This window comes from Chryseobacterium sp. MP_3.2, assembly GCF_035984805.1.
Lineage (GTDB): Bacteria > Bacteroidota > Bacteroidia > Flavobacteriales > Weeksellaceae > Kaistella.
On sequence record NZ_JAXCHW010000001.1, the window covers coordinates 527,720 to 553,835 of the forward strand.

General features: G+C 34.7%; 30 protein-coding genes. 18 read left to right on the forward strand and 12 right to left on the reverse strand.

Annotation, left to right across the window (positions count from 1 at the left end; all coding sequences use genetic code 11):
- Nucleotides 1–124: 124 nt before the first annotated feature.
- The 5 genes from RCH13_RS02495 to RCH13_RS02515 form a co-directional block, all read right to left on the reverse strand.
- A complete protein-coding gene (locus tag RCH13_RS02495) occupies nucleotides 125–769 on the reverse strand; it encodes an alpha/beta hydrolase (protein ID WP_326985625.1) in 645 nt (214 codons plus the stop codon).
- Nucleotides 770–876: 107 nt separating this feature from the next.
- Nucleotides 877–1,443: a YceI family protein gene (locus RCH13_RS02500; protein WP_326985626.1), complete on the reverse strand. Its 567-nt coding sequence runs from the start codon at nucleotides 1,441–1,443 to the stop codon at nucleotides 877–879.
- Nucleotides 1,444–1,597: 154 nt separating this feature from the next.
- Complete coding sequence (locus RCH13_RS02505; RefSeq protein ID WP_326985627.1) at nucleotides 1,598–2,647, reverse strand: glucokinase; 1,050 nt, start codon at nucleotides 2,645–2,647, stop codon at nucleotides 1,598–1,600.
- Between the two features lie 117 nt (nucleotides 2,648–2,764).
- Nucleotides 2,765–3,334, reverse strand: coding sequence for a hypothetical protein (locus tag RCH13_RS02510; RefSeq protein ID WP_326985628.1), 570 nt, complete (start codon nucleotides 3,332–3,334; stop codon nucleotides 2,765–2,767).
- Between the two features lie 248 nt (nucleotides 3,335–3,582).
- A complete protein-coding gene (locus RCH13_RS02515; protein WP_326985629.1) occupies nucleotides 3,583–3,870 on the reverse strand; it encodes a rhodanese-like domain-containing protein in 288 nt (95 codons plus the stop codon).
- 127 nt (nucleotides 3,871–3,997) lie between these two features.
- Between RCH13_RS02515 and queG the strand changes: the two genes are divergently transcribed.
- Entirely contained in the window at nucleotides 3,998–4,927 is a 930-nt protein-coding gene (gene queG / locus RCH13_RS02520) for a tRNA epoxyqueuosine(34) reductase QueG (RefSeq protein WP_326985630.1), read from the forward strand.
- A 59-nt stretch (nucleotides 4,928–4,986) separates the two neighbouring features.
- Nucleotides 4,987–5,664: a TIGR02117 family protein gene (locus tag RCH13_RS02525; protein WP_326985631.1), complete on the forward strand. Its 678-nt coding sequence runs from the start codon at nucleotides 4,987–4,989 to the stop codon at nucleotides 5,662–5,664.
- A gap of 87 nt (nucleotides 5,665–5,751) precedes the next feature.
- Here the strand turns inward: RCH13_RS02525 and RCH13_RS02530 are convergent, their stop codons facing one another.
- From RCH13_RS02530 to RCH13_RS02560, 7 genes are all read right to left on the reverse strand, one after another.
- Nucleotides 5,752–6,258, reverse strand: coding sequence for a hypothetical protein (locus RCH13_RS02530; protein WP_326985632.1), 507 nt, complete (start codon nucleotides 6,256–6,258; stop codon nucleotides 5,752–5,754).
- Nucleotides 6,259–6,315: 57 nt separating this feature from the next.
- A complete protein-coding gene (locus tag RCH13_RS02535; RefSeq protein ID WP_326985633.1) occupies nucleotides 6,316–7,650 on the reverse strand; it encodes a hypothetical protein in 1,335 nt (444 codons plus the stop codon).
- 41 nt (nucleotides 7,651–7,691) lie between these two features.
- Nucleotides 7,692–8,225, reverse strand: coding sequence for a YceI family protein (locus RCH13_RS02540; RefSeq protein WP_326985634.1), 534 nt, complete (start codon nucleotides 8,223–8,225; stop codon nucleotides 7,692–7,694).
- 896 nt (nucleotides 8,226–9,121) lie between these two features.
- Entirely contained in the window at nucleotides 9,122–12,235 is a 3,114-nt protein-coding gene (locus RCH13_RS02545) for a PAS domain S-box protein (protein ID WP_326985635.1), read from the reverse strand.
- An 88-nt stretch (nucleotides 12,236–12,323) separates the two neighbouring features.
- Nucleotides 12,324–12,734, reverse strand: coding sequence for a response regulator (locus RCH13_RS02550; RefSeq protein WP_326985636.1), 411 nt, complete (start codon nucleotides 12,732–12,734; stop codon nucleotides 12,324–12,326).
- A 46-nt stretch (nucleotides 12,735–12,780) separates the two neighbouring features.
- The gene (locus RCH13_RS02555) at nucleotides 12,781–13,536 is read right to left on the reverse strand and encodes a LytR/AlgR family response regulator transcription factor (RefSeq protein ID WP_326985637.1); all 756 of its coding nucleotides are present in this window, start codon (nucleotides 13,534–13,536) and stop codon (nucleotides 12,781–12,783) included.
- 1,110 nt (nucleotides 13,537–14,646) lie between these two features.
- Entirely contained in the window at nucleotides 14,647–14,955 is a 309-nt protein-coding gene (locus RCH13_RS02560; protein WP_326985638.1) for a hypothetical protein, read from the reverse strand.
- Nucleotides 14,956–15,049: 94 nt separating this feature from the next.
- Here RCH13_RS02560 and RCH13_RS02565 point away from each other — a divergent pair, with 94 nt between their 5' ends.
- The 16 genes from RCH13_RS02565 to RCH13_RS02640 all read left to right on the forward strand — a co-directional run bounded on the left by RCH13_RS02565 (nucleotide 15,050) and on the right by RCH13_RS02640 (nucleotide 26,114).
- On the forward strand, nucleotides 15,050–15,298 hold the full coding sequence (locus RCH13_RS02565) for a hypothetical protein (protein ID WP_326985639.1): 249 nt from the start codon (nucleotides 15,050–15,052) through the stop codon (nucleotides 15,296–15,298).
- A 12-nt stretch (nucleotides 15,299–15,310) separates the two neighbouring features.
- Nucleotides 15,311–15,859 (forward strand): LuxR C-terminal-related transcriptional regulator, encoded by a 549-nt coding sequence (locus RCH13_RS02570; protein ID WP_326985640.1) that lies wholly within the window; start codon nucleotides 15,311–15,313, stop codon nucleotides 15,857–15,859.
- Between the two features lie 67 nt (nucleotides 15,860–15,926).
- Nucleotides 15,927–16,571, forward strand: a complete 645-nt coding sequence (locus tag RCH13_RS02575; RefSeq protein WP_326985641.1) for an HNH endonuclease signature motif containing protein — start codon at nucleotides 15,927–15,929, stop codon at nucleotides 16,569–16,571.
- Nucleotides 16,564–16,809 (forward strand): hypothetical protein, encoded by a 246-nt coding sequence (locus tag RCH13_RS02580; RefSeq protein ID WP_326985642.1) that lies wholly within the window; start codon nucleotides 16,564–16,566, stop codon nucleotides 16,807–16,809. Before RCH13_RS02575 ends, RCH13_RS02580 begins: the two co-directional genes overlap by 8 nt.
- 2 nt (nucleotides 16,810–16,811) lie before the next feature.
- Nucleotides 16,812–17,015: a hypothetical protein gene (locus tag RCH13_RS02585; protein ID WP_326985643.1), complete on the forward strand. Its 204-nt coding sequence runs from the start codon at nucleotides 16,812–16,814 to the stop codon at nucleotides 17,013–17,015.
- 64 nt (nucleotides 17,016–17,079) lie between these two features.
- A complete protein-coding gene (locus tag RCH13_RS02590; RefSeq protein WP_326985644.1) occupies nucleotides 17,080–20,094 on the forward strand; it encodes a hypothetical protein in 3,015 nt (1,004 codons plus the stop codon).
- Nucleotides 20,087–20,440: a hypothetical protein gene (locus RCH13_RS02595; protein WP_326985645.1), complete on the forward strand. Its 354-nt coding sequence runs from the start codon at nucleotides 20,087–20,089 to the stop codon at nucleotides 20,438–20,440. Before RCH13_RS02590 ends, RCH13_RS02595 begins: the two co-directional genes overlap by 8 nt.
- 10 nt (nucleotides 20,441–20,450) lie before the next feature.
- Nucleotides 20,451–20,864: a hypothetical protein gene (locus tag RCH13_RS02600; protein ID WP_326985646.1), complete on the forward strand. Its 414-nt coding sequence runs from the start codon at nucleotides 20,451–20,453 to the stop codon at nucleotides 20,862–20,864.
- Nucleotides 20,865–20,875: 11 nt separating this feature from the next.
- Nucleotides 20,876–21,217, forward strand: coding sequence for a hypothetical protein (locus RCH13_RS02605; protein ID WP_326985647.1), 342 nt, complete (start codon nucleotides 20,876–20,878; stop codon nucleotides 21,215–21,217).
- Nucleotide 21,218: 1 nt separating this feature from the next.
- Nucleotides 21,219–21,569: a hypothetical protein gene (locus RCH13_RS02610; RefSeq protein ID WP_326985648.1), complete on the forward strand. Its 351-nt coding sequence runs from the start codon at nucleotides 21,219–21,221 to the stop codon at nucleotides 21,567–21,569.
- Nucleotides 21,553–21,801 (forward strand): hypothetical protein, encoded by a 249-nt coding sequence (locus RCH13_RS02615; RefSeq protein WP_326985649.1) that lies wholly within the window; start codon nucleotides 21,553–21,555, stop codon nucleotides 21,799–21,801. The genes RCH13_RS02610 and RCH13_RS02615 overlap by 17 nt, the downstream gene beginning before the upstream one ends.
- A 6-nt stretch (nucleotides 21,802–21,807) precedes the next feature.
- Nucleotides 21,808–22,581: a DNA adenine methylase gene (locus tag RCH13_RS02620; RefSeq protein ID WP_326985650.1), complete on the forward strand. Its 774-nt coding sequence runs from the start codon at nucleotides 21,808–21,810 to the stop codon at nucleotides 22,579–22,581.
- Nucleotides 22,582–22,601: 20 nt separating this feature from the next.
- Nucleotides 22,602–22,754 carry a hypothetical protein gene (locus tag RCH13_RS02625; protein WP_326985651.1) on the forward strand — a complete coding sequence of 51 codons (153 nt, stop codon included), beginning with the start codon at nucleotides 22,602–22,604 and terminating at the stop codon, nucleotides 22,752–22,754.
- Nucleotides 22,755–23,221: 467 nt separating this feature from the next.
- Nucleotides 23,222–23,659, forward strand: coding sequence for a hypothetical protein (locus RCH13_RS02630; RefSeq protein WP_326985652.1), 438 nt, complete (start codon nucleotides 23,222–23,224; stop codon nucleotides 23,657–23,659).
- Nucleotides 23,652–24,194: a hypothetical protein gene (locus RCH13_RS02635; RefSeq protein WP_326985653.1), complete on the forward strand. Its 543-nt coding sequence runs from the start codon at nucleotides 23,652–23,654 to the stop codon at nucleotides 24,192–24,194. The genes RCH13_RS02630 and RCH13_RS02635 overlap by 8 nt, the downstream gene beginning before the upstream one ends.
- A gap of 117 nt (nucleotides 24,195–24,311) precedes the next feature.
- Entirely contained in the window at nucleotides 24,312–26,114 is a 1,803-nt protein-coding gene (locus tag RCH13_RS02640; protein WP_326985654.1) for a hypothetical protein, read from the forward strand.
- Nucleotides 26,115–26,116: the final 2 nt, after the last annotated feature.

Sequence of the window (26,116 nt, forward strand, 5' to 3'; positions counted from 1 at the left end):
TTGAAGGACTACGAATAAGGTTTTCTACTAGAAATGATGAAGGGCAAAGATAATTTTAATTTTCTTAATTGTGGAGAGAAAACAGAAAGGAAAACACGGATCGAAATAGATGGAATTATAGGAATTATTTGCTGAAGATTTCCTCAAGAATTTTAGAAACTTCTCGGTGCTTTGTTGCCGGAAAAAGATGCGTGCCACCATCGATAATATAATCTGGTTTTGAATATTTTACGGGAAACACAATATCTCTGTTCCCTAGAACTTGAATGACTTTTGGATTTTCTTCAAATTTCCAAGCAGAGACTTTTTCAATGCCCCACTTTAAATAGTAAGAATCGCGTACGCGAAGATAATCCATCAGTTTTGGATTCTTGGGATCTACGATTTTCCGCGCGATGGAATACATGAGGATGGAATTGACATTGAACAAACCTTGCGGCAGAAAACGTGGCAATTTAGAAACTTCTCCGAATTTGATAAAGCGAGATTTTTCTTTGTGGGATTTAATGCAACCTAAAATAATTACTTTTTCTGCAGGTTTTATTTTATCTATTTCTTGCACGATGATGCCTCCAAAGGAATATCCTAATAAGGCAAAAGGAACGGAATCATCGATAATTTCTGCCATTCTAATTACATAATGATGGAATTTCTCATCTCTTTCTGGAATAAGCCAATCAATAAAAACGACTTCTAAACTCTTGGGAAACTTTATTCTTTCCAAAACTTTAAAATCGGCGCCAAGTCCACTTATTACGTAAATCTTCATTTTTATTGGGAATGATTATGATGCAGTTTGTATCTTCAATAATTTCAACAGAGCAAAAATAAAAAAAGAGCAGATGAAACTGCTCTTTTAATCTCACTATTTCAGTACTATTTTGCGGTTACTTTTACCAACATATCGATATCGTCTTTGATGAAAACATCTTGCGTTGCAGATTCATAAGCGACATCAAATTTCTGTCTGTCAAAAGAAAATTTATTAGAAACTAAACTTACTACTCCTTTACTGTAAGAAATTTTCGCAGGAAATGAAACCGGATTAGTTCTTCCTTTCACGGTTAAATTTCCATTTACCATGTAATTGTAAATTTTATCTGAATTTTTCTTTACAGATGTTATCGTGTAAGAAGCCATGGGGAATTTTTCAACTTCAAAAAAGTCGCCATTTTTCAAGTGATTATTAAGTTTTGTTTGTGTTCCACCTGAAACATCCGTGGCATTTAGAGAAGTCATATCCATCAAAAAAGTTCCACCAACTACTTGGTTTCCTTTCATTATGATGTTTCCTGATTTTAGGTCGATATTTCCATTATGAGAAGATGCTTCTGTCTTTGCAATTTTATATCCCCACCAATTTACTTCTGATGCTACCACTTTTTTGGATTGCCCAAAAGCGAAATTTCCAACCAACAGTGCTAATAATGCTACTTTCTTCATTTTTATTTATTATAATCTGAGGACAAAAATACTTTTAAAAATGGAAATGTCAATTGATTTATGATAACAAACTTCTCTAATGATGATTGAAAATCTCAACATAAAAAAAACTCCGACCTAATGCCGAAGTTCTTTTAATGACTTATTTAACGAATTATTCTTCGGTGAAAGCGGCATAAATTGCTGCTCCATTGATGATTGTATTTTTATCTTTTACCAAATAGATTGGAATATCTTTTAACACACTTTCCATACGATCACTCACAATAAAATTTTTGTAGAATTTATTATTGTTGAGGAATTTCTCCAGCATCATTGGAATATCGCCACTCAGATACAAACCGCCAGTCGCTTTCAATTTTAAAACCAAACTGTTTGCTTCTCTCGCAAGAAATATAATAAAAGTATCAAGAGTCATGGTGCAAATACGATCTCTGTTTTCCAAAGCGCCGTCGATAATTGCCTGCGTGAAATTTCCCGCTTCAATTTCCTGAGTTAACCAATCCGGTTGTTTTTGCTGTTTTACGTCTCTTAAAAAGCGGTAGATATTAAATAAACCAGACTTAGAAAGAACTGATTCCCAACTTACGATGCCGTAAATTTTTTGAAGAAATTGGTAAAACTCTACCTCATCTGAAGTTCTGGGAGAGAACTCACAATGACCACCTTCTGTGGCAAAAGGTCTTAAACATTTTCCGTCCCAAAACAAACCAGCTTCTCCCAAACCGTCACCTGGAGCTAAAAGCGCCACGTTTCCGGCGGAGAAATCACCCGATTTATGAATAGGAAGAAAATTATGCTCATCATTAACGCCCAAGCCGTATGCGGAAGCTTCTAAATCATTAATCAAATAGACCTTATTAATTCCAGTAGTAGCTTTAATTTCTTCAGTATCTAATGTCCAAGAAAGTCTCTGCGGCGCACTTTTTCCACCAATTACAGGTCCCGGAACTGCAATTCCAATTTTAGAGGCACCTCTACAAGAATAGTCTTGCATAAACTGCATGACCATATCTGAGACATTTCTATAATCGGCAGTATTATAGGTATGGTGATTTCTGGAAAGCACTTTTTTACTTTCTGTCACATAATGTGCAAGATAGGTGACATCACCACGAATATCAGCTGCGATGAGCGAAATTCCGTTATTCGTCTCAGCCTCCAGTGCTGGTAAAAAAAGTTGAAAATTATTCTTATCCTCCATGGTTTGGTATGTTATCAACCAAAGATAATAATTGTTTTTAAAAAAGCGGGGAAAAATAAAAAAACCTTCTTACAAAAAGTAAGAAGGTTAATATGAAAATTTGATATTTGCTGAAGATTATTTTCCTAAAGGAATATTGTATCCTACACCAACTCCGATTGCTCCGGCGCTATATTTCTGCGTTCCGATTTCTCCTTTGTCACCCGTGAAGGTTTTCTGATACTGAACTGCGAAGTTCCAATCTTTGTTATGGTATCCAACTTCTGGTTTGATGTAAAATCCACCATCTGGTCTTTCCTTATTTGTAGGATCATTAGAAGCAACTTTATCATCACCTACGATAAATCCGTATCCAAGATCAGTTCCTAAATAGAAACCTGTTTGTTTCGGGTAGATTCTAATTAAAGCAGCTACTGGAACTACTCCAAAATCATTGTTATCAATTCCGTTATTTTCTCTTCCGAAAAAATGGCTGTATCCTGTTGCAATCCCTAATCCAAATCCTGGCGTAACTAAATTCTGGTAAGAAACGTCTATACCTGCTACTGCAGAAGCGTTTTCAGCTGGTACAGCTAATCCTACATTTGCACCGATTTTGATCATGTTTTTCATGTCAGAATTCTGTGCACTTACTAATCCTACTGTCATTAATCCTAAACCAAGGACTGATTTTTTAATTAAATTCATAATTCTAATTTTTTTTAATTTTACGAAGAGGTTACTTGTCAAAATCGTGCCAAGTTTGGAAAAAGTAAACTGACAAAAGTCAATAAACTCACTAAGTAACTGATATTCCCATACTTAATAATAGTAATTAATTAAACACGTATTTAATTTAAGCGGTAGCAAAAATTATAGGACATAGCAAATTGACGATTTGGCACAAAAAAAAGTCAAAAATTAATTTGACTTTTTTGTATTAATCCATAATTGACTTAATGTGATTCTAGTGCTTTTTTCATTTCTTCAAAACCACCACCATTGTAAACATCTGTCATCCCTTGAGATTTAAAATAATCCACCGCTTTACCGCTTCTATTTCCGCTCCTACAGAAAAAAACAATTTTTCCGCCCAAATTAACAACTTCTTGTTTTCGATCTTCTAATTCACCGAGGGGAATATTCTGCGCCTCTTCTAAATGGCCATCCATTTCTAATTCCATAGGTTCACGAACGTCTATTAAATGGTAGTTATCAGACTGTAATACTTCAACTAATGACATAAATTTATATTTTAAGATTATTTTTATTGCTCGCAAATTAGAAAGTGGAGCATTACGCTACTAAATATCTAACTGCTCTCTTTATCTAAACAAATGTAAGAATTATTGTTAATTTTGCACCATCAAAATGAATTCAAATTCCGAAAAATACGCGTTTCTCATTAAAAAGAAAGCCAAGAAATTTGGTTTTCAAAATTGTGGAATTTCTGCAGCAGAATTTTTGGAAGAAGATGCGAAACCTTTAGAAAACTGGTTGCAGAGCGGATATCACGGGGAAATGTCTTATATGGAAAATCATTTTGATAAACGCCTTAATCCCACTCTTCTTGTAGATGGAGCAAAGTCCGTAATCTCACTTTCTTATAATTATTTTCCGCAAAAGGAAATCCAAACTATTGATCGCTTTAAAATTTCTAAATATGCTTATGGTCAAGATTATCATGAGGTCATCAAAGAAATCATGAAAGAAATGATTGCGGAGTTGAAAGAAGAAATTGGAGATTTTGAATGTAGGGTTTTCACGGATTCTGCGCCGATTTTGGAAAGAAGTTGGGCCAGAAAATCCGGAATTGGCTGGGTAGGAAAAAATGCGAATCTGATCACGAAACAAAACGGATCTTTTTATTTTTTGGCAGAAATTATTTGTGATCTAGAATTGATGACCGATCACGCAACCACTGATCATTGCGGAACTTGCAGAAAATGCATTGATTCCTGTCCGACAGATGCCATCATCAATGACAAAATTATCGATGGCAGTAAATGTATTTCTTATGCGACCATAGAACTTAAAAATGATATTCCAGAACATTTTAAAGGCAAAATGGACGATTGGATTTTCGGGTGCGACATTTGTCAGGATGTTTGTCCCTGGAATCGTTTTTCGAAACCTCATCAAGAAGAAAGATTCAAACCTAAAAATTATCTGAAAGACTTTGAAAAAAAAGAATGGAAGGAATTGACTCAGGAACTATTTTCTGAAATATTTAGAAAATCACCCGTTAAGCGAACCAAATTTGCAGGTCTTAAACGAAATATCGAGTTTTTGAACCCGTAATTTTTCGAAGCGTTAAAAAGTATTTCCTATTCTCCTGTAAATTTTGCTATTTTTGAAAAATGAAGAAAATCATTATTACTGCACTTAAAGGACTTGGAATTCTAGTGGGCATCATCGCAATTTATCTTTTAGGTGTTTTATTGATTCCTTATATTCCCGTATCGGCGGAAAAAGTAACTGAACCCAAAACCATCACGGCTTACATTTTAACAAATGGCGTCCATACAGATATCGTAATGCCTATTAAATCTGCCGAAATGGACTGGAGTAAGAAAATTCTCTTTGAAAATACCCTTTCGAAAAGCTCTGATTATAAATACTTGTCCATCGGTTGGGGCGACAAAGGTTTCTATCTGGACACGCCAACGTGGGCAGAACTGAAATTCTCAACCGCTTTTAAAGCTGCGTTTTGGCTGGGAGAATCTGCAATGCACTGTACTTTTTATAAGACCATGACGGTAAGTGAAGATTGTAAAAAAATAGAATTAACGCAAGCGCAATATTTAGACTTAATCGCCTTTGTGGAAGATAAATTTGATTACGATTCTTCCGGAAAAGTAATGCTCATTAAAACTGATGCTATTTATGGAGACAATGACGCATTCTATGACGCGAAAGGCAGCTACAACTTTTTGGACACTTGTAATACTTGGACCAATCGCGGGTTAAAAGAAGCAGGGCAAAAAGCAGCATTTTGGACGGCAACAGATTTCGGAATTTTTCAGCATTACGATTAGAAATTTCTGATCAATCTTTTTCGAAGATTTTGTAAAACTTGCCCACGGAGGAAGTTTAAAAAAAACTAAACACGAAAAAATCAATAGCTATTTGTTGGCTAAACTGAACACAAGATCCAGCTCATCTTTCACGTAAACCATTCCACCCATTTTTTTCGGCGGTATGATGTTAAAATCAGAGAATCTTAATCTCTTATTGCCCACTAAGCTATTATTATAAGAAGTAAATTCTACAGGATATTTTTTAGATACGGTCATCATTTTCACTTCTACTATGGCTTGAAATTTATTGCCAGATGATTTAGTAAACTCTAAAAATCTAATGGTAAAATCTGGAAACTGTTCAGCTTTCAAAATTTTTCTGAAGTCCGAAGTCATCATTCTATTTCTACAATCAAAATCATTTAATTTAAAAACTAAATTCGGCAACTGTTTGCCTACAAAAGTGTAGACTGAGCCTGAAGTTGGAAACTTTGCATTGCTGCATTTAAAGGTATTAACGTTTGTCCAACCATTAATTTCTAACCCATTTTTCTGTGCGAAAGTAAAAGTAGAAAGCAGGAGCAGTAATAGTATGTGTAATTTAGTTTTCATGGTATAAAAAGGAAAAAGGAATTATACGTAATTCCCTTTTCCCGGATATTTAAAAAATTAGAATCCTATGGCTGCTTCAAACATCAGTCCGTTAAACTGTCCACCTCTAAGTGCACTTGTAGCACCCCAAACTGGATTGTCATTGTATTTTTGAGAAACATATTCTACTTTGGCTACAATATTTTTGGTCATAAACCAACCACCACCAAGATTGAATCTTTCAATTTTTCTTTCATCTGTTACTTCATCATCATTACCAGTAACACTGTTATATCTTCCACCAAAGTAAAACTGTTCTTTCCCGCCAAATCTGTACAATAATTCTGCACCTAATTGAGTGTAATCACCATCTGTAGCTCTTTCAGTTAAACCACTCGCTTTGTTTCCAGATACGTGCTCATACACTCCGAAGAATTCTAAACCTTGGTATTTGATGAATGGATTCACTTGGAAGGCTTTCATTTTTTTGAAGCCAGGATTAAATCTGCCCGTTGCATAATTATTAGTTCCCATTGCATCATTTTGAGTTAAAAGCGTGTAATAATATCTACTTCCTGCTCGATCTGAATTGTATAAATATCCACCAGTGCTTAAACCATTTGTTTGGATGAAAGATCCAGTTAATCTTACTCTTAAATCAGTATTGATTTGTTTATCAAATCCCACTTTTGCATAAACAGAAGGCGAATTCCAATTGGTTCCTTTTACCGCAGTTTCGTTTAATTTTCCATTGGATATTCCGACCATTCCGATAAAGTTTTTGTAGAAGCCATAAGCTTCACCAAAAGTTTCTGTGCTGAAATTGTCCATAATATAATTCCCGACAAATGGATTATTAATTGCTTCTGCGTTATCAGTTCTTCTAAAGTGACTATCGCCATAGTTTATTTCGTCTTTCCCGAGTTTCACTCTGGCATATTTCATAATATTTGAACCGAATCCTTCTTTAATGAAATCTAAATCATCCACCTGAATATAACCTCCTTTTACCCAAGCTTCGTTATGGTGACGAGTAGAAAGGTACGTTCTCAAGTGCATTTTTACGCCTTTTGCTAAATAGGCATTTACATCCAAGTTTGCAGTTGGTAAGTTAAAATCTGACCCCATCACCTGCAACGTATTTGGTGTAGTTGTAGTACCAACGTTTCCTAAGGATGGAGCTTTAGTTTCGTGATCTAAAGATTGAAATTGTAAAGCGAAGTCACCTCCAACACTTACTTTAACTCCATCATATTCAGGAGAAACTCCTTTTGGATCTTCAAATACATTTCTTGTGGATTTTTCTGGAGCCAGGTAATCTCTCATAGAGGTGGTAGTCTCCTGCGCTCCAACAAAGTTGAGTCCAGCAACCAAAACGGTGAGCATTGATGCTCTAATTACTAAAGTTTTCATATTATAATTTTTAAATTGTTTTTATTTAAGTTTTCTAGTTTCTAGTTGGTCACTGCATTAACAGTAATGGTAATGGCATCACCTGTTTTTACTGTGTTCATCATAAATGAGGGAGGAGTTACGCCGTAATCAGACATCTTGATTGCCGTATTTCCCCAAATGGTGTACGCGTTGCCATTTTTAGTTACGTTAACTGGGAACGTTACATTTTTCGTAACCTTGGTCACTGTTAATTTTCCAGTGATGGTCCCTTTTCCAATATTGACTGAGGTTGCAGAAAATGTGATGTTTGGAAATTGAGTTGTTCCTAAAGCTTTGTATGCATTGTTATCCATTGCACCTTTTCCACTTTTCAATGTTTTTCCCGCCATGGTGTAGCGAACATCTTGAATAGAATTTCCAGATAAAGTACCAGAAAAAGAACCTCCAGTAGAGGTCATTTTCCAATCATGAAGCGTAGAAGTACCCGCAACTACAGTTTTTACATTGTTGCTGCTAATTTTTTGCCCTGTAACACTTCCAGACAAAAGTCCTAATCCGAGGATTGCGATTTTTAAAATTCCTAAATTTTTCATGGTATCTAATTTTTAAATAATCTTGTTGAAGTACCCTTTCTTTTACTGATCAAAGGTAATTAAGACTTAAAACATTTCATAATTTAAAATAGATTTTATTCATGATAAATATCCTACATAGCTATAAACAATACATTATTAACATTAATATCACATTATTAATAAATATTTCTAAATATAACCGAATGTTTGATAAATAAATAGACGCTGAATTTCCTAAACTGTTAATTATTGTTAATAAACTTAAAGGTAATTAAAGAATTGGATGACGGAAGTCATAAGGAAGAGACGCCTTCTGCAAGAAATAATTGCTACATTACTAACCATTAACGATAACAAAAATCTGTCGTTTTTTGATATTGTAGATTTTTTCACTTCTAGGAATTAAAAAATAATTTCAGAATTACACTTCTTAATTAATATGGATAAGTTCCTTTTTATAACGAACTTGCTTTTTCATGACTTTTCAAATTCTATGTAGAGATTATCACCTCAAAAAGTAAAACTCCAAATCGATTTCTTGTTTCGGGAAGAATTTTGTACTTGACAGCAATATTTGTAAAAGGAAATATTTAAGGAATTAAAGAAATACGATTATTTTAAAATCAGTTCTTTTAAAATTTTCCTTTCCTCAAAAGGATTTGTACTTACGTAAACTGCGTGAAGAGGATAGACCACCAATTTATGCAAACAAAAAAACCTCTGCTAATCAATGATTACAGAGGTTTTTGGTACCCGGTGCCCACTTTATGTGAATCTCTTATTTTTTATAACTTTCTTTAATCTTGTAATAGCGGTGTTTAGGGCTTCTGTAACTTTTTTATATTGATTTTTAAATCAGTTTTAATTTATTTTTGTTTCAAATTTAGCTACACTTTTACTAATAATTAAAAAATTTAATATGACCTTAAGTTTTTTAGCGTAATAACGAAAGATGTTCCCTTATTTAATTCAGATTCAATTGAGATACTACCTTGTAAAATTTCGATAGTATCTTTTACTATATATAAGCCAATACCAGAACCTTCTTTTCTACTGTTAAGACGATAAAACATGTCAAAGATTTTAGTATGATACTTTGGATCTATTCCAACGCCGTTATCTGTAATGGTCAGTTTAAGTATTTTGGAATCGGAAGAGCTAGTGATTTTAATAAAATTGTTTGTTCCTTCTTCTTTGTGATATTTTATGGCATTGGATATTAAATTTTCAATAATTGTATTTAATCTTATTTGATCCGTATAAAATGCTTGCCGCTGATTTACATCAATGATGAATTCTATGTTTTTTGTATCTGGATTACCTCTATAAGATCTGATAATTTCATTAATATTTCTTTGTAAATCTATTTTTTGTACTTTCACTGAAAGACGGTTATTTCTGGAGTAGTTTAGTATGTTTTTAATAAAATTATCCAAACGGTAAACACTGTCTCGAATCATTAATATATGCTTAATCGTTTCAGGTTCGCTACTTTCATCTTCTATAAAATTAATTATTCCCAGTATAGAGGTGAGCGGAGACCGCAAATCATGGGATACGCTATAAACAAAGCGATCTAATTCGGCATTAGTTTTAACCAGTTTATTGTTCTGTAAATCGAGATCAATTTCTGCTTTTTTCCGTTCCGTAACGTCGAACCGAGTGGCGACATATTGATTGGGCTTTCCTTTTGTATCTAAAAATGGAATAATGGTCGTGTCTACCCAATATTCAGTACCGTCTTTGGCCTTATTTTTCAGCTCTCCTTTCCAGATTTTACCTTTGGTAATGGTTTGCCACATACTTTTGATAAATTCTTTCGAGTGATAACCAGAGTTAACAATACGATGATCCTGACCAATTAATTCCTCCTTTGTGTATTTTGAAATAGTACAAAAATTATCATTGGCATGGGTGATCATTCCTTTTTGGTCCGTGATGGCTACAATACAGGATTCATCAATAGCAAATTTGAAATCAGATAATTCTTTATTGACAATCAGTAATTTCTCTTGTCTGTTTTGAGTGAGGTTAATTTGGCTACTAAGTTTACTGTTGATGCGTTCTATTTTTTTTCGTGACACCACCTGCTCAGTAACATCGTTTCCAAAGAAAAAGACCCCGTCAATATTTCCCTCAGAATCTCGATGTGCTTGATACACTAAATCAAGATAAGCATCTTCTAATTGACCATTGGTATTATAATCAAATCGGAAGAGCATCTCGTTAGCTGAAAAGGTTTCGCCGGTCTGGTAAACATGGTCTAAAAGTTCAAATATTCCCTGACTTTCAAGTTCCGGCAATACTTCTTTTACCGTTTTTCCAATAATATCAAGTTTTGATATTAATTTTAAATAGGGTGGGTTACCCAATTCATAGATGTGATTGGGCCCTTTTAAAATGCCCATTGCAATAGGCGCTTGCTCGTAGAGACCCTGAAAACGTTTTTTTTCCTGTTGAATAGTTTTTTCTAATTTTTTTCTGTCAGTTATATCTTTCGCAATGCATAAAGCTAATTGAAGTTCCTCATCCCATCTGGCTGACCAAAGGTTATTGACAATAGAGCCGTTTTTATGGACGTATCGATTTTCAAAGAAATTGGTTTCTAAACCATGTTGTACATCGGAGTACTCTCTTATTGTTTTTTCTTGGTCATCTTTAAAAACTAGATCTAAAAATGGAGTGCCTTTTAATTCTTTTGGTGTATATCCCCAAATTTTCAGTGCAGCGGCATTTGCATCAGCAAATTTACCATCGCCATCAATGGTACAGATGACATCCATTGAAGCATCTAAAGTTTTGTTAAGCCGATTGACCGTATTTTTTAATAAATGGTCTGTGGTATCTATTTTTTCTTGATATTTTAAACGCTCAGAGAGGTCACGAATCGATACAGAAACCCTTTCTCTTGCAAAAGAATCGGTAAATTTAGAAGCAGAAACAGAAGCCAAAAATTTACTTCCGTCTTTGCGAATTAAATTAGTTTCTCCTTTTGCGCTACCTCTAGCAATAAGTTGCGTCATTAAAGAATCAATTCGGTGCTCAGTTTTATCCATAAGGGTGTCGCTGCCCTTACTAATGATTTCTTTTTCGGTCATTTTAAACATCCTACACGCGGCAGGGTTAGCTCTGATAATTTGGCCATCTATCTGAGATAATATTATTCCGTTGAGACTGTTTTCGAAAATCGCGCGGTACTCGGCTTCTTTTTCTGCCAACTCAGTTTCTATTTTTTTGCGATCGCTGACATCACTAAATTTTAAAATAATGCCTTTCAACTTGGGATTGCTCAACTGGTTATTACCAGTTCCTTCAAACCAGCAATACTTCCCATTTTTTAATTTCAATCTAAAAGAAGTTGGAATAAATTGCCCATGCTTGCTTTTTAGTTCATCTAAATATTCATAAACTAAACCCCTGTCTTGAGGGTGAATTATTTCAAAAATGTCATACCCATGTATTTCTGTAGGCGTATATCCTGTAATCTTTTCTATTAACGGATTTCGATAAATGGGATTTAAATTTTCATCAAGAACAGTGTAAATTGCTTCGGTATTTTCTACCAATGTTCTATATAAATACTCTTTTTGTTCTACTGCTGCAATGCGATCTTGGAGCTTATCTTCGGTATTTCGAGAATAATTTTTAGATTCAAATTTTTCTAAAGCCGCTTTTATACGAAAAGGAAGTTCTTCTATTTGGTCTTTTAGAATAAAATCAGCCAAACCATTCCTGAAGAAATAGATCAATGATTTTTCTTTCGCGGCCTTAGATATAAATATAAAAGGCGTTCGAGGAGCCAATTCTTTGGCCAAATTAAATATTGATTTTCCTTCAAAGTCCGGAAAATTGTTGTTGGATAATATGATATCTGGATCTTGTTTCTGAATATATTGCTTTAAACCCTCTTTAGTGTCCGTAACCTCAAGAATATAATTACTGTATTCTTTTTCCAGGATCTGACGAATCATTTCAATATGATCTGAAAAAGCTTCAACCAGTAGTATTTTAATTAATTTTGAGGCCATTATTTTATTTGTGAAGTTATTGAAGTCAAAAAATTGATCTTCAGATCTTAATTTTTAGAAGGCATCCACCAAAATAAGGAAAGAACTTTTATAAAGCCAAAATGCCATCAAAAACACTTTTGGTAATTGGTTTAACCGCAAATAAACTTATAGATCGATCTTGTTTTGCCCTAAAAATATCGCGATCATCAATCGTAGATGAGACCATAATGATTTTACAATGATCAGTTAAGCTTGGTGATAACAATTTATAATTTTCTAAAAATTCAAATCCATCCATGACCGGCATGTAAATATCAACAAAGATGATCTGTGGCAATAAATCTGCATTTTCTTGATTTTCTGACAAATATTCTAGTGCAGCTGAAGCATTGTTATATTCTAAAATATGGTTTGAAAAGTTGTTATTGGTAATTAATTTAGCACCAATATAAAGATCTAATTCATTGTCATCAATGATCATTACTTTATCAAACGCGTGCTGCGTTAGATTTTCCATAATATTTTTTTTAAATAGATTTTATTAGTTTATACAGCAATGATAGTTATAGTTTGATAAATTTAATAAACTCTTCTTGTCTTCGTTTAGCAACTGGAAGCGATGTTCCATTTATAAGATCACAACTATAACCGTCCTTTTTTGATATTTTTGTAATATGTTTGATATTAACAACATATGAGTGATGGATTCTGAAAAAATAATTAGGATCCATCATAGATGCATATTCGCCAAGATTTCTGCTGGATAAGATTTTTTTATCGTTTACAAGAAAAAAATCCGTGTATTTGCCTTCTGCTTTACAAAAAATAATATCATCCATCCTAACAAGTTCAATTTTATCCATTGAAGAAATAGCGATGTATTCATTGTTTTGATACATGGTGGTCAATGCATTTACCTCACTTACCCGCTGTTTCTGAAAACATAATTCCATTTCAATCTGTTTGATTGCTTTATAAACTGAAAGGATGAGGTCATTAAAATTAAGAGGTTTAACTAAAAAATCAATCGCATTTATCTTGAACGCTTTTAAGGCATAAAGTTCGTTTGACGATATAATAATAAATTTTGGAAGATTGAAATCTAAATCGTTGATGTAATCTGACAAATTTTCATTCTTGGATGAAATATCAATGAATATGACATCTGGTTTATGTAATTTAATTATATCCAAACTTTTTTCAACCGACGACCCATGACCGACAATTTTCAAAATAATATGATTTTCCTCCACAAAAGAATTTAATATTTCTGTAGTTTCATAATCATTATCTACAATTACCGCTGTGAGTTGTTTCATTTGAACATATATCAATCAAGCACAAATCTAAAAAAATAAAATAAAATTTTTATGAAAAAAATATTTTGAATCAATGATTTTTTCGGTTGTGTCTCACAATTATTAATTTTACTTACGCCAGAAGAGTCTATATAGTCTGATTAATTTTTTATAATTAATCGTAAAATTCCTCTCGGTGCTAAAACTTTGGCTTCAAAAATCAGCACCAATCATTAGAAATAAATGCGCATCGTAGCGCATTGTAAATACTTCGTTTACTAAAATTATTTTACGTCATCTTTTGGTAAAATACGTAAATCCGAGTGTGCAGAAATAAATTAACTATACTCAATTGTTCTGACAAAAAAAGTGAAAGAAAAAATTACTAAGATTAAAAGAGTCACAACATTTTAAAATATATTTTAAATTTTATAGCGCGGTATTTTAAATCAGCACCCGTGTTCTTTTTACGATTATCATTTTTTTGTAAATCCTTTCCGTAATTCCAATCCTTTTTTAAAATTAAATTTATGCATTAAAATAAAAAATCTCCTTTACAAAAATCTAGTAAAGGAGATTAACACAAATGATGAAAAAAAATTTAAAAGGAGTAAAACTCCTTTTATTTTTACAAATGTAAGGCTTTATAAACCTCCAAAATCAGATTGTAGGATACAGTTATTAATTGTCTTCGTTTTTAAAATAAGTGTAAGGTTAAAGATAATAAGTGGTAAAAGTGAATGAGAGGAGCCTATTTTTTTGTTCAAAAAACCAATTAATATCTTAAAAAACTCACTCAAAGTCAAAAAAAAGTTACTATTTTGTTTTTGAAAGAAGTCAAAAAAAAGTTAATTGTTGTAACGGTCAAAACAACGTTTCACCTAATGGTATAAGAAATGTCAACTTCGTAGACTTGCCAAAAAAAATTTCTATAGATTTCACTCCTTCAAAACAGGAAAACTAATTAACGGAATTAAAAAACCTACCTTTAAGCCACCCATTAAAATAAAAAACCTCTGTTAATCAATGATTACAGAGGTTTTTGGTACCCGGTGCCGAAGTATTTTTAAACAAGATACAGACTGATTATTAAGCACTTTGGTTTGGCTTGTGCCGAAATTGTGTCATAGATTAAAGATATTTATCCAGGACTTTGGAAATTTCGGCCAATATTTCTTCTTTGGTAGCAGGTTTTTTCTCATAAACGCTATACGGTTCACTTACCAAAGACGCATCAGTATCTGGCTGAAGCAATACATTGATATTGAGTTCTGGATGATTTTCCGCAAGCCAAATTAAAAAATCCAAGGGCACTTTCCCGCTTTCTTTGTTCAGAATATTCCAAATATTCTGCGACGTTCCGCCATAGCTGTCTGCTATTTCCTTCTTTGAAATCCCTTTTTCCTGAAAGAATTTTAAAATTTTTGCATTGATTTTCATTGTCTTAACTGTTTTTTCAAAATAATTTTACACCATTTGGTTTAATAGTAAACTATTTGATGTAAGTTTGTATTACGTAAAAGAAAGTATTACGATGACAAATTTAGAAAATAATAAACCTATAGAAGATATTCATTTGAATATCGGCGCAACATTCGATTTTATCGATGAAAATTTACCTGAGAAGTATTCCAGAGAAGTACTGGATTTATTGCCGAAAGATAAGCAGGTAGATCCGGCCTACATCCGTATTGTAAAAAAGTACCGTATTAAAAATGAAGCAATTATAAATGCCTTATACCGCGTTGCCCAGTGGAATAAATTGCAAAAACAACAACAATAAAAATTTTAACTTATGACACATACTCGACTCTACCCAGGAATGCTCGACTCTTCCAAAGAGTATTTTAACAGCGGACCAAATGTGATGATGATCCATAACGGATCTATTAAAAACTTTGATGATGTTTCCCATCATCCGGAACTTGCCCAAATTATTTCCGAAGAAGAAGATCTGCAAAATATTTTGCACCACTGGTTTCCAGAAAATCAATTGATGCAGCAAAAGACTTTAGCCAAATGCCGTTTTGGTGCGCTGAATTTCTTTGCAGACATCAATGATGATGAAATTACCCACGACCATTCTCACTGTCCTTTCCGGGGCAAATGTGCGGGAGAATATATTGTCTGCAAACCTGCCGAAATAAACGGAGCATCTGTCACCATCGAAGAAATTACCATACTCCAGGAAGTTTGCGGAGACGATACCAATATTAATATCGCTAAGAAATTAGGATATCCACTCGGAACCTTTCACGTAAAAAAAACAGGCCTCTATGAAAAATTAGGCTTGAATAATAAACAACACGCCGTATTCACACTATTGTTTGAAGGCTTGCTGTGATCTTTCTTTTCTTTTTAACCCAGTGCGTCGAGTTTGAGACGGCGCACTATTTTTAAAACTCACATTTATGAAATATAAATTTTTAAAATCGGAAGATGTGCAGGAAATTATCAAAGATTATCCAAATACAAAAGCAGAAGTTCTCGCTATTAAATATGATGTTCCTGTTCGCAAAATATATGCAACCGCAAAAAGATACAACTGCAAAAAAAGTCCTGAATTTTTAATGTCTGAGAACTCGGGGAGAATTAAAAAAGGGCAAAATCTTTCACCATCTACAAGATTTCAAAAAGGGATGACTCCTTTTTCTAAAGGAAAAAAGATGGAAAACTTAATTAAAAACAAAGCGAAAATTCAAATATGGAAAGACAGTTTATGGAAGAAAGGAAATACACCTTATAATATTGGTGCAGCTGGAGAAGTGAGATGGCGTGAAAGTTTGGGTTATTATTTCATAAAAATCTCCGATAACAAATGGCTTTTATATCACAAATGGCTTTGGGAAAATCAACACGGTCAAGCTGGAAAAGGATTCAATGTAATTTTTAAAGACAAAAACCCTAAGAATTGTGTCCTAGATAATTTAGAATGTATTTCTAACCAAGAGTTGATGGCGCGAAACACCATTGCCAGATATCCTTCGGAACTTATTAGTTCTATTAAGAAAGTAAGCAGACTAAAAAACATAATTAAAAAATTAGAAAATGGCTAACCTGAATTTTAATGATCACTTAGATGATATGATGGAAAGATTAATGGATGAAAAGATCACCCCAGAATCTTTAGAATTGGAGCTAAAAAGAAGCAAAGCACTTTGCCAAATTGCTACCATAAAAATTGAAGATAAAAAAGTTACCGTGATGGCTTTAGAAGCTATTGGAGATTTGACTTTTGAAAAGAATAACCTTCCTGAGAACATCAAAAAAATATTGCAAATCGAAAACAGTTAACAATGAAAAGTATTAATTCCGACAAGTATGATTTGATTGCAGGCTCCCATTGTTGCCATCCTCTCACGATTGAAAATGTAGAATATTCAATTCGCTTAAATGAAAATAAGTTGAAGTTTTATGAAAAAACAAGAGGTCAAGGACTTCAAATTTATATCGACACCATTGAAAGATTAAAAATAAGACTTAAAAAACTAACTGAATGATCCCACGCCTCCAAAAAATTCTCCGTCGCCTCACCAATAAATCAATCATAAAAACCCACTGGTAATGTCCAAATTTCCCATAGACCAACATCAAATATTTGCTGCCACCAATGGAGGACTGGATCTTATTCAGCGCTTTCTGGATTTCAAAGATGTGAACAAACATTTTAAAATCCGGAAAGAAGGCACGGAAAGCGCAAACATTTCCAGAATAGACGGAATCTACTTTGTAAAAGATTGGGGCGAAGCAAGTGGATTTTTCAAAGATTCTAAACACGGAATCCATATTTACGCGCATTATACCAATCGAACCTATTTCGAAGCATTGCTGGAACTGGGCAAAGAATTGGGTTTGATCGATGAAAAGAAAACCGCCGTTAAAAATATTTCTTCCTGCAAATTTCACGAATTGACCGTGGAACTAAACGAAGATAATTTCACCTATGAAACCAAAGATTTTACAGATTATGAACTGGAAGTTTTGGGACCACTCGTAACGCAGGAAATCTGCCAAAAACATGGACTTTACTCGCTGAAATCTTATTCCTGGTTAAAGTCCGATGAACTGAAACAAAAAGAATTATGCGATGTTTACACCGTGACTTCCTCTGAAACCTACCCTATTTTCGGTTTCATCATAACCGATCAGGCGAAACCGAAATTAACTTTAGAAGGAAAAGACAAAACCGTAAAAGTGGAGCAGCCAAAACCTGCAAAAACTTGGGTCAAAATTTATCAGCCAAAATCTTCCGATAAAAAATACCGTTTTTCCTATCTCGGCAAAAAACCAAAGCAACATATTTTCGGTCTAGAAAATTTGAAATCCACTTACAATAAAATGCAAGTTGTTCATGAAGATAATTTAGATGATGAAAGTCTTCCAATATTATTAAACAAAATTGATCGCGTTATTATCTGTTCCGGTGATCGGGATTCTTTGAACATGGCTTCGACAGGTGAAATTGTAGTATGGTTTAATTCTGAAACGGCAGAAATTACAGAATCCCAAATCGGAATGCTTTTTAAATATGCCAGAGAAATCATCAACGTTCCGGATCTTGATCCAACAGGATTCGATACGGGTAAAAAATTAGCCCTGGAGCATTTGGATATCAAAACCGCTTGGTTGCCAGAATCTTTAACCAAAAGAAAAGATTTCCGCGGATCACCCATGAAGGATTTTACAGACTTCATGAAAGTGAATGCCAAATTTGATGATGCTTTGCAAATTGAATTGAAATCAAAAGTAAAACGTTTCCTGGAACTTTCCCGACCGGGGAGATTTTGGACGGAAAAAAAGCGCGTTAACAAAGAAGGCAGAATTGTAGGAGAACCAACTTATACCGTCAATTACAAAAACGCCTTCAACTTTTTAAAGCTCAACGGTTTTTCCCGAATTAAAGATGAAAACCGAAAAGACGGTTATTATTTTGTGCAGCAAGACAAACATATTTTGCGCGAAGTTTCTGCCCAGGAAATTAAAGATTTCTTTAATCAGTTTTTAGATCTGAAACAACATGAAAAAGGACTTCGGTATTTTCCCGATGATCTTTTGAATATGCTGATTGGTTCCGAAGCGGTCTCTGATAAAAAACTCATCAACCTACCAACAAAAGATTTTGATTTTACAGATCATACCGCAAATTCTCAATATTTATTTTTCGACAAATTTATTTGGGAAGTCACTAAAGATGAAGTAACCGAGATCAACAAAGGTTATTCCCGGTACGTGATGGAAAAAGACATCTTGAATAACATCATCAAAAAGCAAACGCGCCATGAACTGGATTCTTCCAAAATAAAAATTGAAGCCAACTACCGAATAGATGGAAAAATTACCACTGGAAATCCATTTTTTACCATTAAAAAAGACGACAATAATAATTTTGATTTAACCATCCATAGAAAGGATTGCGATTTTATGAATTATATGGTTAATACAAGTCGCGTTTTCTGGAAAGAAGAAATAAAAGAACTCGGCAGAACGCAGCGCGAAGAATATTTGCAAGATAACCGCTTCATCATAGACAATTATAAAAAAGAAAACGCAAAGACTGGGTTAAATGATGATCAGGTTTACGAACAGGAACTGCATTTCGTGAACAAAGTATATTCTTTCGGTTACATGCTGCACCGCTACAAAGATCCCTCCAAAGCTTGGGCATTATACATCATGGATAATGAAGTAGTAGATGACAATGAATCTCATGGTAGAACCGGGAAATCTTTATTTTCAAATAATGCACTTCGGCTTTTTATGAATTCCAAATATTTGGGAGCCCGTAAAAAAGGATTGTTGGAGAGTGATTTCCTTTACGATGGAGTTACCGATCAAACCGATTACGTCCTCTTTGATGATGCAGATAAACGTTTCCCTTTCCAGCAATTGTTTACCGATATCACTGGAGATTTAAACGTGAATCCTAAAAATCAGAACGCCTATTTAATTCCTTTCCACCAATCCCCAAAATTCTGTATCACTACCAATTACGCCCCTTTTGGTTTAGATACTTCTACCAGTGAAAGAATTCTGTTCTGCGCTTTTTCTGATTGGTATCATGGAGAAAGTGATGACTTTGTGGCTCGAACACCGATGGATGATTTCTCCAAAAGATTCTTCACAGAATGGGACGATGTTCAGTGGAATTTATTTTTGAATTTCTCTGTGCAGTGTTTACAGTTTTATCTGCAGAGCAAAAACAAGATTGGTGCACCTTCTGGAAACATCAAAAAACGAAATCTTATTTCGGAAATGGGACCTGTATTCCTGGAATGGGCAGAAGATTATTTCCGTGACAAAATGAATAAGTTCGTGGTGAAAAAAGAAGCGTTGGAAAGTTTGATTTCATATAACAAAGCGGTGCAGTTTACCTCTGCAACCTTATTCAAATCCAAAGTAAGACAGTTCTGTGAATTAAATGGCTATGAGTTTTGCCCCAATCTGCCCGATGAAAAAAAGGACAAAGAAGGTCGATTTATGAAATGGCACAATTCAAAATCAGAAGAACATTTTTACCTGAAAGAAACGGAAGAATCAGAAGAAGAAAAAGAAACCACCCAAAAAGGAATCCATGACTAATACAGAAATCCCCCTATTGAAAGAAGAGCTGATGAAACAATTTGGTTACATCAGTTATCAGTTGGTTCTGGCGAACCTGGATGTAGTTGCCGTTCGCTTAAAGTCGAGTTACGAAATAGTGGTCATTGCGTATCGTGGGGGAAATAAAGTTGGTTATTTCTACGAAGAAGGAAATCTTTCTGCTCAAAGGGTCTTCGATATTTTTCAGGACATGCCGAAAGATAAAAATGATTTGGAAGCCTACGAAAAAAGTCTTGAGACTAAAATTGAGCTCCTGCAAATGCCGAAAAACAATTACGTGTTTGTGAATGATATTGAGGTGAAACCTTATAAAACAACAACTTAAAAATAGACTTATGAAAATTGTAAAAATAACGCTAGAAGACGGAACTGAAAATGAGTTTAAAGAATTGCCTTTAGAGGAGTTTCAAAAAAAAGCCAGTTATAGATCTCATTTTTACCATCAAAATCAGCATACGGCTTGGGAACAAGATAATATTTTACCGCGACTGAAAACTGACTTAGAAGATTGGGCAAAAGACCAATACAGTTTAATTGATGAAGATGAGAAGCGGGAAATAGATTATTTTAATGATATCACTATTCTGAATGAATGCAGAAACCGCGGACTTTCTTTGTCTGAAATTGGAAACGAAAGTATCATTAATCAAAATTTCATCGATAGAATAATTGAAATTTCGAAACGAGGCGATGATAATTATATCGATTCTGTTTTAGAATCACTTGAAAAACTTTATCGAATTAAATAAAATTCCCAATTATGATAACACCAACTTATTCCCCAGAAGTCTTAAGCGACCTCATTTGGAAAACGAAAAACATTGTAGATCACGAAAGTCTTGCCCAACTTTTTACCGATCTCCACGAGCAAGGCGACCTCGATTTTAATCCAGGATTAAAACGCGAATTCGCTTCCCCGAAAAATTACTTTCGATTTGTTGGCAAGATTTATAATTCGAAAGAACTCTGTGAATTTATGTTCACTTTAATGGAGCTGCAGGAAAAAGATTTAGCCACCATAACATTGGTTTTACAGCGCCGAATAGAATTTCAACGTGAATTAATCATTGCCCGAAACAACATTAACCCCAAACAATTATAAAATGGAATTACAAGGAACAGTCTTAACAGTTGGAGCCATCGAAGAAAAAGGCACCGCAAAATTTTTGGTCGCTAAAATTATGCTAGACCGCAAATCGATTAACCAGGGACAGGAATATCCCAACTTCACCGAAGTTACTTTTCAGGGAAAGAAAACGGAGATCCTGAAAACTGCCAATCTGGGCGAAGGTGATTACATTAAAGTAAACGGAGATCTGCAGGGAAGATATTTCCAGTACGAAGGCTCCGAAAGATTTGCACAGGATTTTGTCGCCTGGAATCTAGAAGTGGTAAGAAAAGCGCAGACAACACTGGAACCCGAAAAAACCGCAGACAATGGCATCCATAATTAACCTAAAAACGCTGAGAAAAAATCAGCTGCAGAGTTTCATCGCAGGTTTCCTTTGGAAGCCTGCACCGAAACCAGAACCGGAAACGGTGGCAACATTTGCCTCGAAGAATGGCTGGAGCGCCAACCACGAAATGTGGCGAACCTGCAACAGCTGCGGTGATCATTTCGACGTAAAAAAAGAAACGAAGCTTTGCTGCCCAAGTTGTGGCAGTATGGATTTAAGAAGACCCTAAAATAGTATGGTATTAACACGATTAGGAAATAAACGAAGAATGAAAAAAGATTTAGCGCAATATTTCCCAAAACATAGAATGCGAATTGAATTGTTTTTCGGTGCTGGCGGAAGTTTCTTTCATCTTCCGGAGCCGAAATACGCTATTGTTAATGATCTTGATGATGATGTTACGAATCTTTATCTGGTCATCCAAAATGACCTGGAGAAATTACGGACTGAAATTACTCTGGTTCCGATATCTGAAAGTTTAATTAAACACTGGAAAAAGAAAACGGAATCGGATCCAGTAAAAAAAGCAGTTCGTTTTCTATTCCTTTCAAATTTCACATATATGGGAAAAGGAGATACTTTAAGAGTCGGTCTTGACAATTCAAAGGTTCTAATTCTTGATAATTTAAATGAAACTTTCAAAAAATTACAGAATGTGAAAATAGTGAGTCGGGATTTTCGCAAGGTCTTACCCGCAATTTCCTTCTGCAGAGGAAATGAAAAAGAACATTGCTTCGTTTATCTGGATCCAATTTATCTTGAGACAGAACACTATTACAAAGTTCCAAAGTGGAACAGATCCGATACAGAAGACTGTTTGGATATCATGATTAATTGCGGAATTAAATCTGCGATGTCAGAGTTCGATCATCCCTTTGTAATTGCTGAAGCCGGAAAACGTGGATTGAAAGTAATTTATCTTCGTGATCGTGCAAATATTAAGAGCCGAAGAACAGAAATTCTGATTACCAACTACGAAATTGAGCAAACTTCGCTTAGCTTTTCTTAACCATATTAATAATTTCAAACATGAAAATCCTAACCATCATCCGCAAAAGCGGAACCACCACCATAGAAATGCCCGACGATGCAAACATCTTGGAGGTTCTAAAAGAAAACGAGATCCAGAACTTTGAATCAGCAACAGTGAAAACAATTAAAAAATATACCCAAAAGGAATAACCTTCTCCCCAACCTCCCCAGAACCGACAATTACCTTGTCGGTTTTTTTTATGCGATTCTCAGGCATTAGGTTTTATTGGTATTATTTCCACAAAATTCCAAATCATTCCGCTAGGCAGGCTGGTCGGCTTTTTCCCCTCTCCCCTTTCACCCCAACAAAATTGTTTATTTTTTGTAAGATTGTAAGGAAGTACCACAAACCTCGATTTGTAAGGACTTACAACACTCTTTTTATTTTGTAAGGATTCTATGATTCTTACAAAAAAAATGTAAGGAAAACAATCCTTACAAAATCCTTACAGTCCAAAAAGGGCATCCTTACAAAATATTTTTTGGGTCAATTTTCATTCAATCAATGGGTTAGACCAATCCTTACAATCTTACAAAAAAATGACAGGTTTTACCAGATTTAAACTATTTAGTTTAAATTTAAACCTAATATCATTTTTATTGTTATCTTTGGGAAAGTGAACTATTTAAGAAAATACCGCAATCGTTATATTTCTGGGATCGAACTTGTTTCGGCCTTGGATGATTCTTCGTTTTTAATTTCTCCACCAGCTGGATTTACTGATGAATCTGTGCGTGCAGAATACAATGGTGTGTATTTTACCCTAAGTTCCGCTTCTCTTTCAGAAAAAACCAAGTCCACCACGTCCGGAACCATCTACACGCTGAGTTTAGATTTTAACTTCCCGAATTTTGTGGGCGCGGAGCTCTTTAAAATAACTTTTGCAAAACTCGCAGAAATTAAGATCACGCTTAACACTGGAGCAGTGATTAGATTAAATAAGAATGACATTGCTTTAAACGCTCCCATTGAGGTGGAGTTCCAAAGCAACTTAAAGACGGTAGGATTTTCAGCACAGCTATCACAGATATTTCCTTTTACACTGAATGAGTAACAGCAATATTGTTCCTTTAAAATTACGCCCGCATTTAGTCTCTTTTCTCATGACGGAAATGCAGGGCGAATCCAAATCATTTGCAGGGTACCGCTGCAAGATCCTGAATATCCCGGGACATTCCTTCGTCGGCAGTTTTCTCCTGGAACATTTAGAAAAGATAGATTATCCCGTAAAAAATATCCAGACCTTCAATATGTTTCTAGATGTGAAAGCCACTTCCAGAAAAAGATTTGTGTCAAAAGGCAGTTTTTATAAAATAGAATCCCTGGGAAGATCCTACGTTTATCTGCCGCAAGAATTTGCAGAAACGGTAAATAATATTTTCGAGCAGCATTTTCGGAATTCTTTTTTTCATTATGTAGATGCACGGGTAGATAATGGAAATTGTATAACCAGGTCAATACTGGCATTCATTGATAAATATGATTTATTTGAAGTCAATTTTACGCAAGCACAATTGCGACAACTTTATTACAAATTAAAAAAGGAAGGGCTTTGCTTTTCTCTTAATAACAACCTTCGCCGTAAATAATTTTCTTTAGTGCTATTTTTATTGTGTTTGGCCGTTCGGTATATCCCGGGCGGTTTTTTTTTGCGTCACAACCAAACCCACATTAAGAAAGCATTTTTGTAAAAATTTAATTCTCTGATGAAGTTTTTGCGACTTGATAAAACAAAAGGCTCCGGCGCTCCTTCCATAAGCAGCAGATACGCTTACCTGATCGCGGTAAGTGATATTGATTATTTACCGCCACTGCATGAAAAAGGGGTGCGTTTGGAAGGTGATATCGTGCTGAAGGAAGACTGCGTAATGATGCCGCTTTATCTCACCAATTCTTCTCAGGAGTTTTCTTATGATGTTTTGGGCGATGATGATGAGAAAACCTACAAGACAAAATTTGTGGGCACTCATCCAGGAACAGAACTGGAAGCTTTGGAGTTTGCAAAAAACCAAATTGAACAACCTTATTTAGTATTAATCCCAAGTTGCAAAACGGATGAACCGTGGAAGCTTCTGGGAGAAATTACCAATCCTTTAATATTTACCAGCACCCACAAATCCAGTAAAGACGGATCTAAGTTTACGTTCAGCTTTGAGCAGCGAATTGGGTCAGAATATATTTACTTTTCTTATGGTGGCATTGTGGAACCGCCGGAAGTTCCGGGACCTTACGTTCCACCAAGTGGCAGTTTCGATCCTACGAAATGGGCGCGGATTGATGCCAGTAATATTGACGCGCATATTGCGGCGTGGCGAACTAAGTTGGGAATAGGATCTTCAGATTCCTACCAAATAGGACCAATCACCACCACTTCCAATTCAGTAACAATAGGATTACACCCAAGCGGTGAGAATTACGCGATTATAAACGGCGCCAAATATATTGAGCCTATTCCCATAGTTGCAAAACTAGTCACGCCCGTATCAGCAGGAAAACTTAAGCAAGTAATCATTCATGCATTGCCAGACGCAAGTGTGTTTCATATAGCTGAAGGGATAGAGGGTGAGCAAGCAACTACGCCCGATTTTACAGGATTATTCGTTGCTTCTATAATTTTCAGTGATTCTGGGCAAATTATTGACAATGGATTTTTAAAATCCGAGATTAAATACACAGAAGAAGACGGATGGCGAAATATTACACTTACTGAAGCTTTAACGGTTTTGCCTTATACATTTGACTTAAGATCAAGTTATTGGATAGAATCGCAAATTGGAAGCCCTACCATTGGTGGCATCAGGAATTCATTAATTGACAGAAATACTTCGCCATCGTGGGATGGTAAAGAATTTTGGATTTATAACAATACTGGAAGTGATTTACCTTTAAATTCGGCAGCAGTAACTGAGGAAGATGTTTTCTTATTTACTTCGCAAATTACACTGAAAGATAAGCAGAGTTGTAAAGTGAAAATCCGCAGGGATGTTTTGGAAATTGTGGGTGTTTTAAGTGGTGAAGAATTCGATCCTACTTATCTGCAAAATCAGATCGATGCCGAAATCGTCAATCGCGCTTTAGCAGATACTAATCTTGAAAACACCAAATTAAACAAACCAAGTTCACCAAATAACGTAAATACAAAAGTTATTTTAGGCGATGGAAGCACTAAGGATTTATCTGAAATAACAGTTTCACAGATAACAATCACTACTGCCGTTTCAATTACGACTAATACCCTTCCTACAATAAATTCACGAAGCCAATTAGGTAGAAATGTGATTATTTCTAATGGAGTGAATGCGATTAATCTAAGTTGTGAAACCTCAAGTGATGCAAATTTTGTGGCATCATATACTAAATTAGGAAGTGCATCTATAACTTTTACAGCAGGATCAGGTGCGACTTTGATTCAAGTTGATGGAACTGCTATTTTAAACGGTGCGGTTGGAAGTACGGCATGCTTAACAAGAAGTGGAAATGCTTATTATTTACAAATTTCAAATCGGTAATT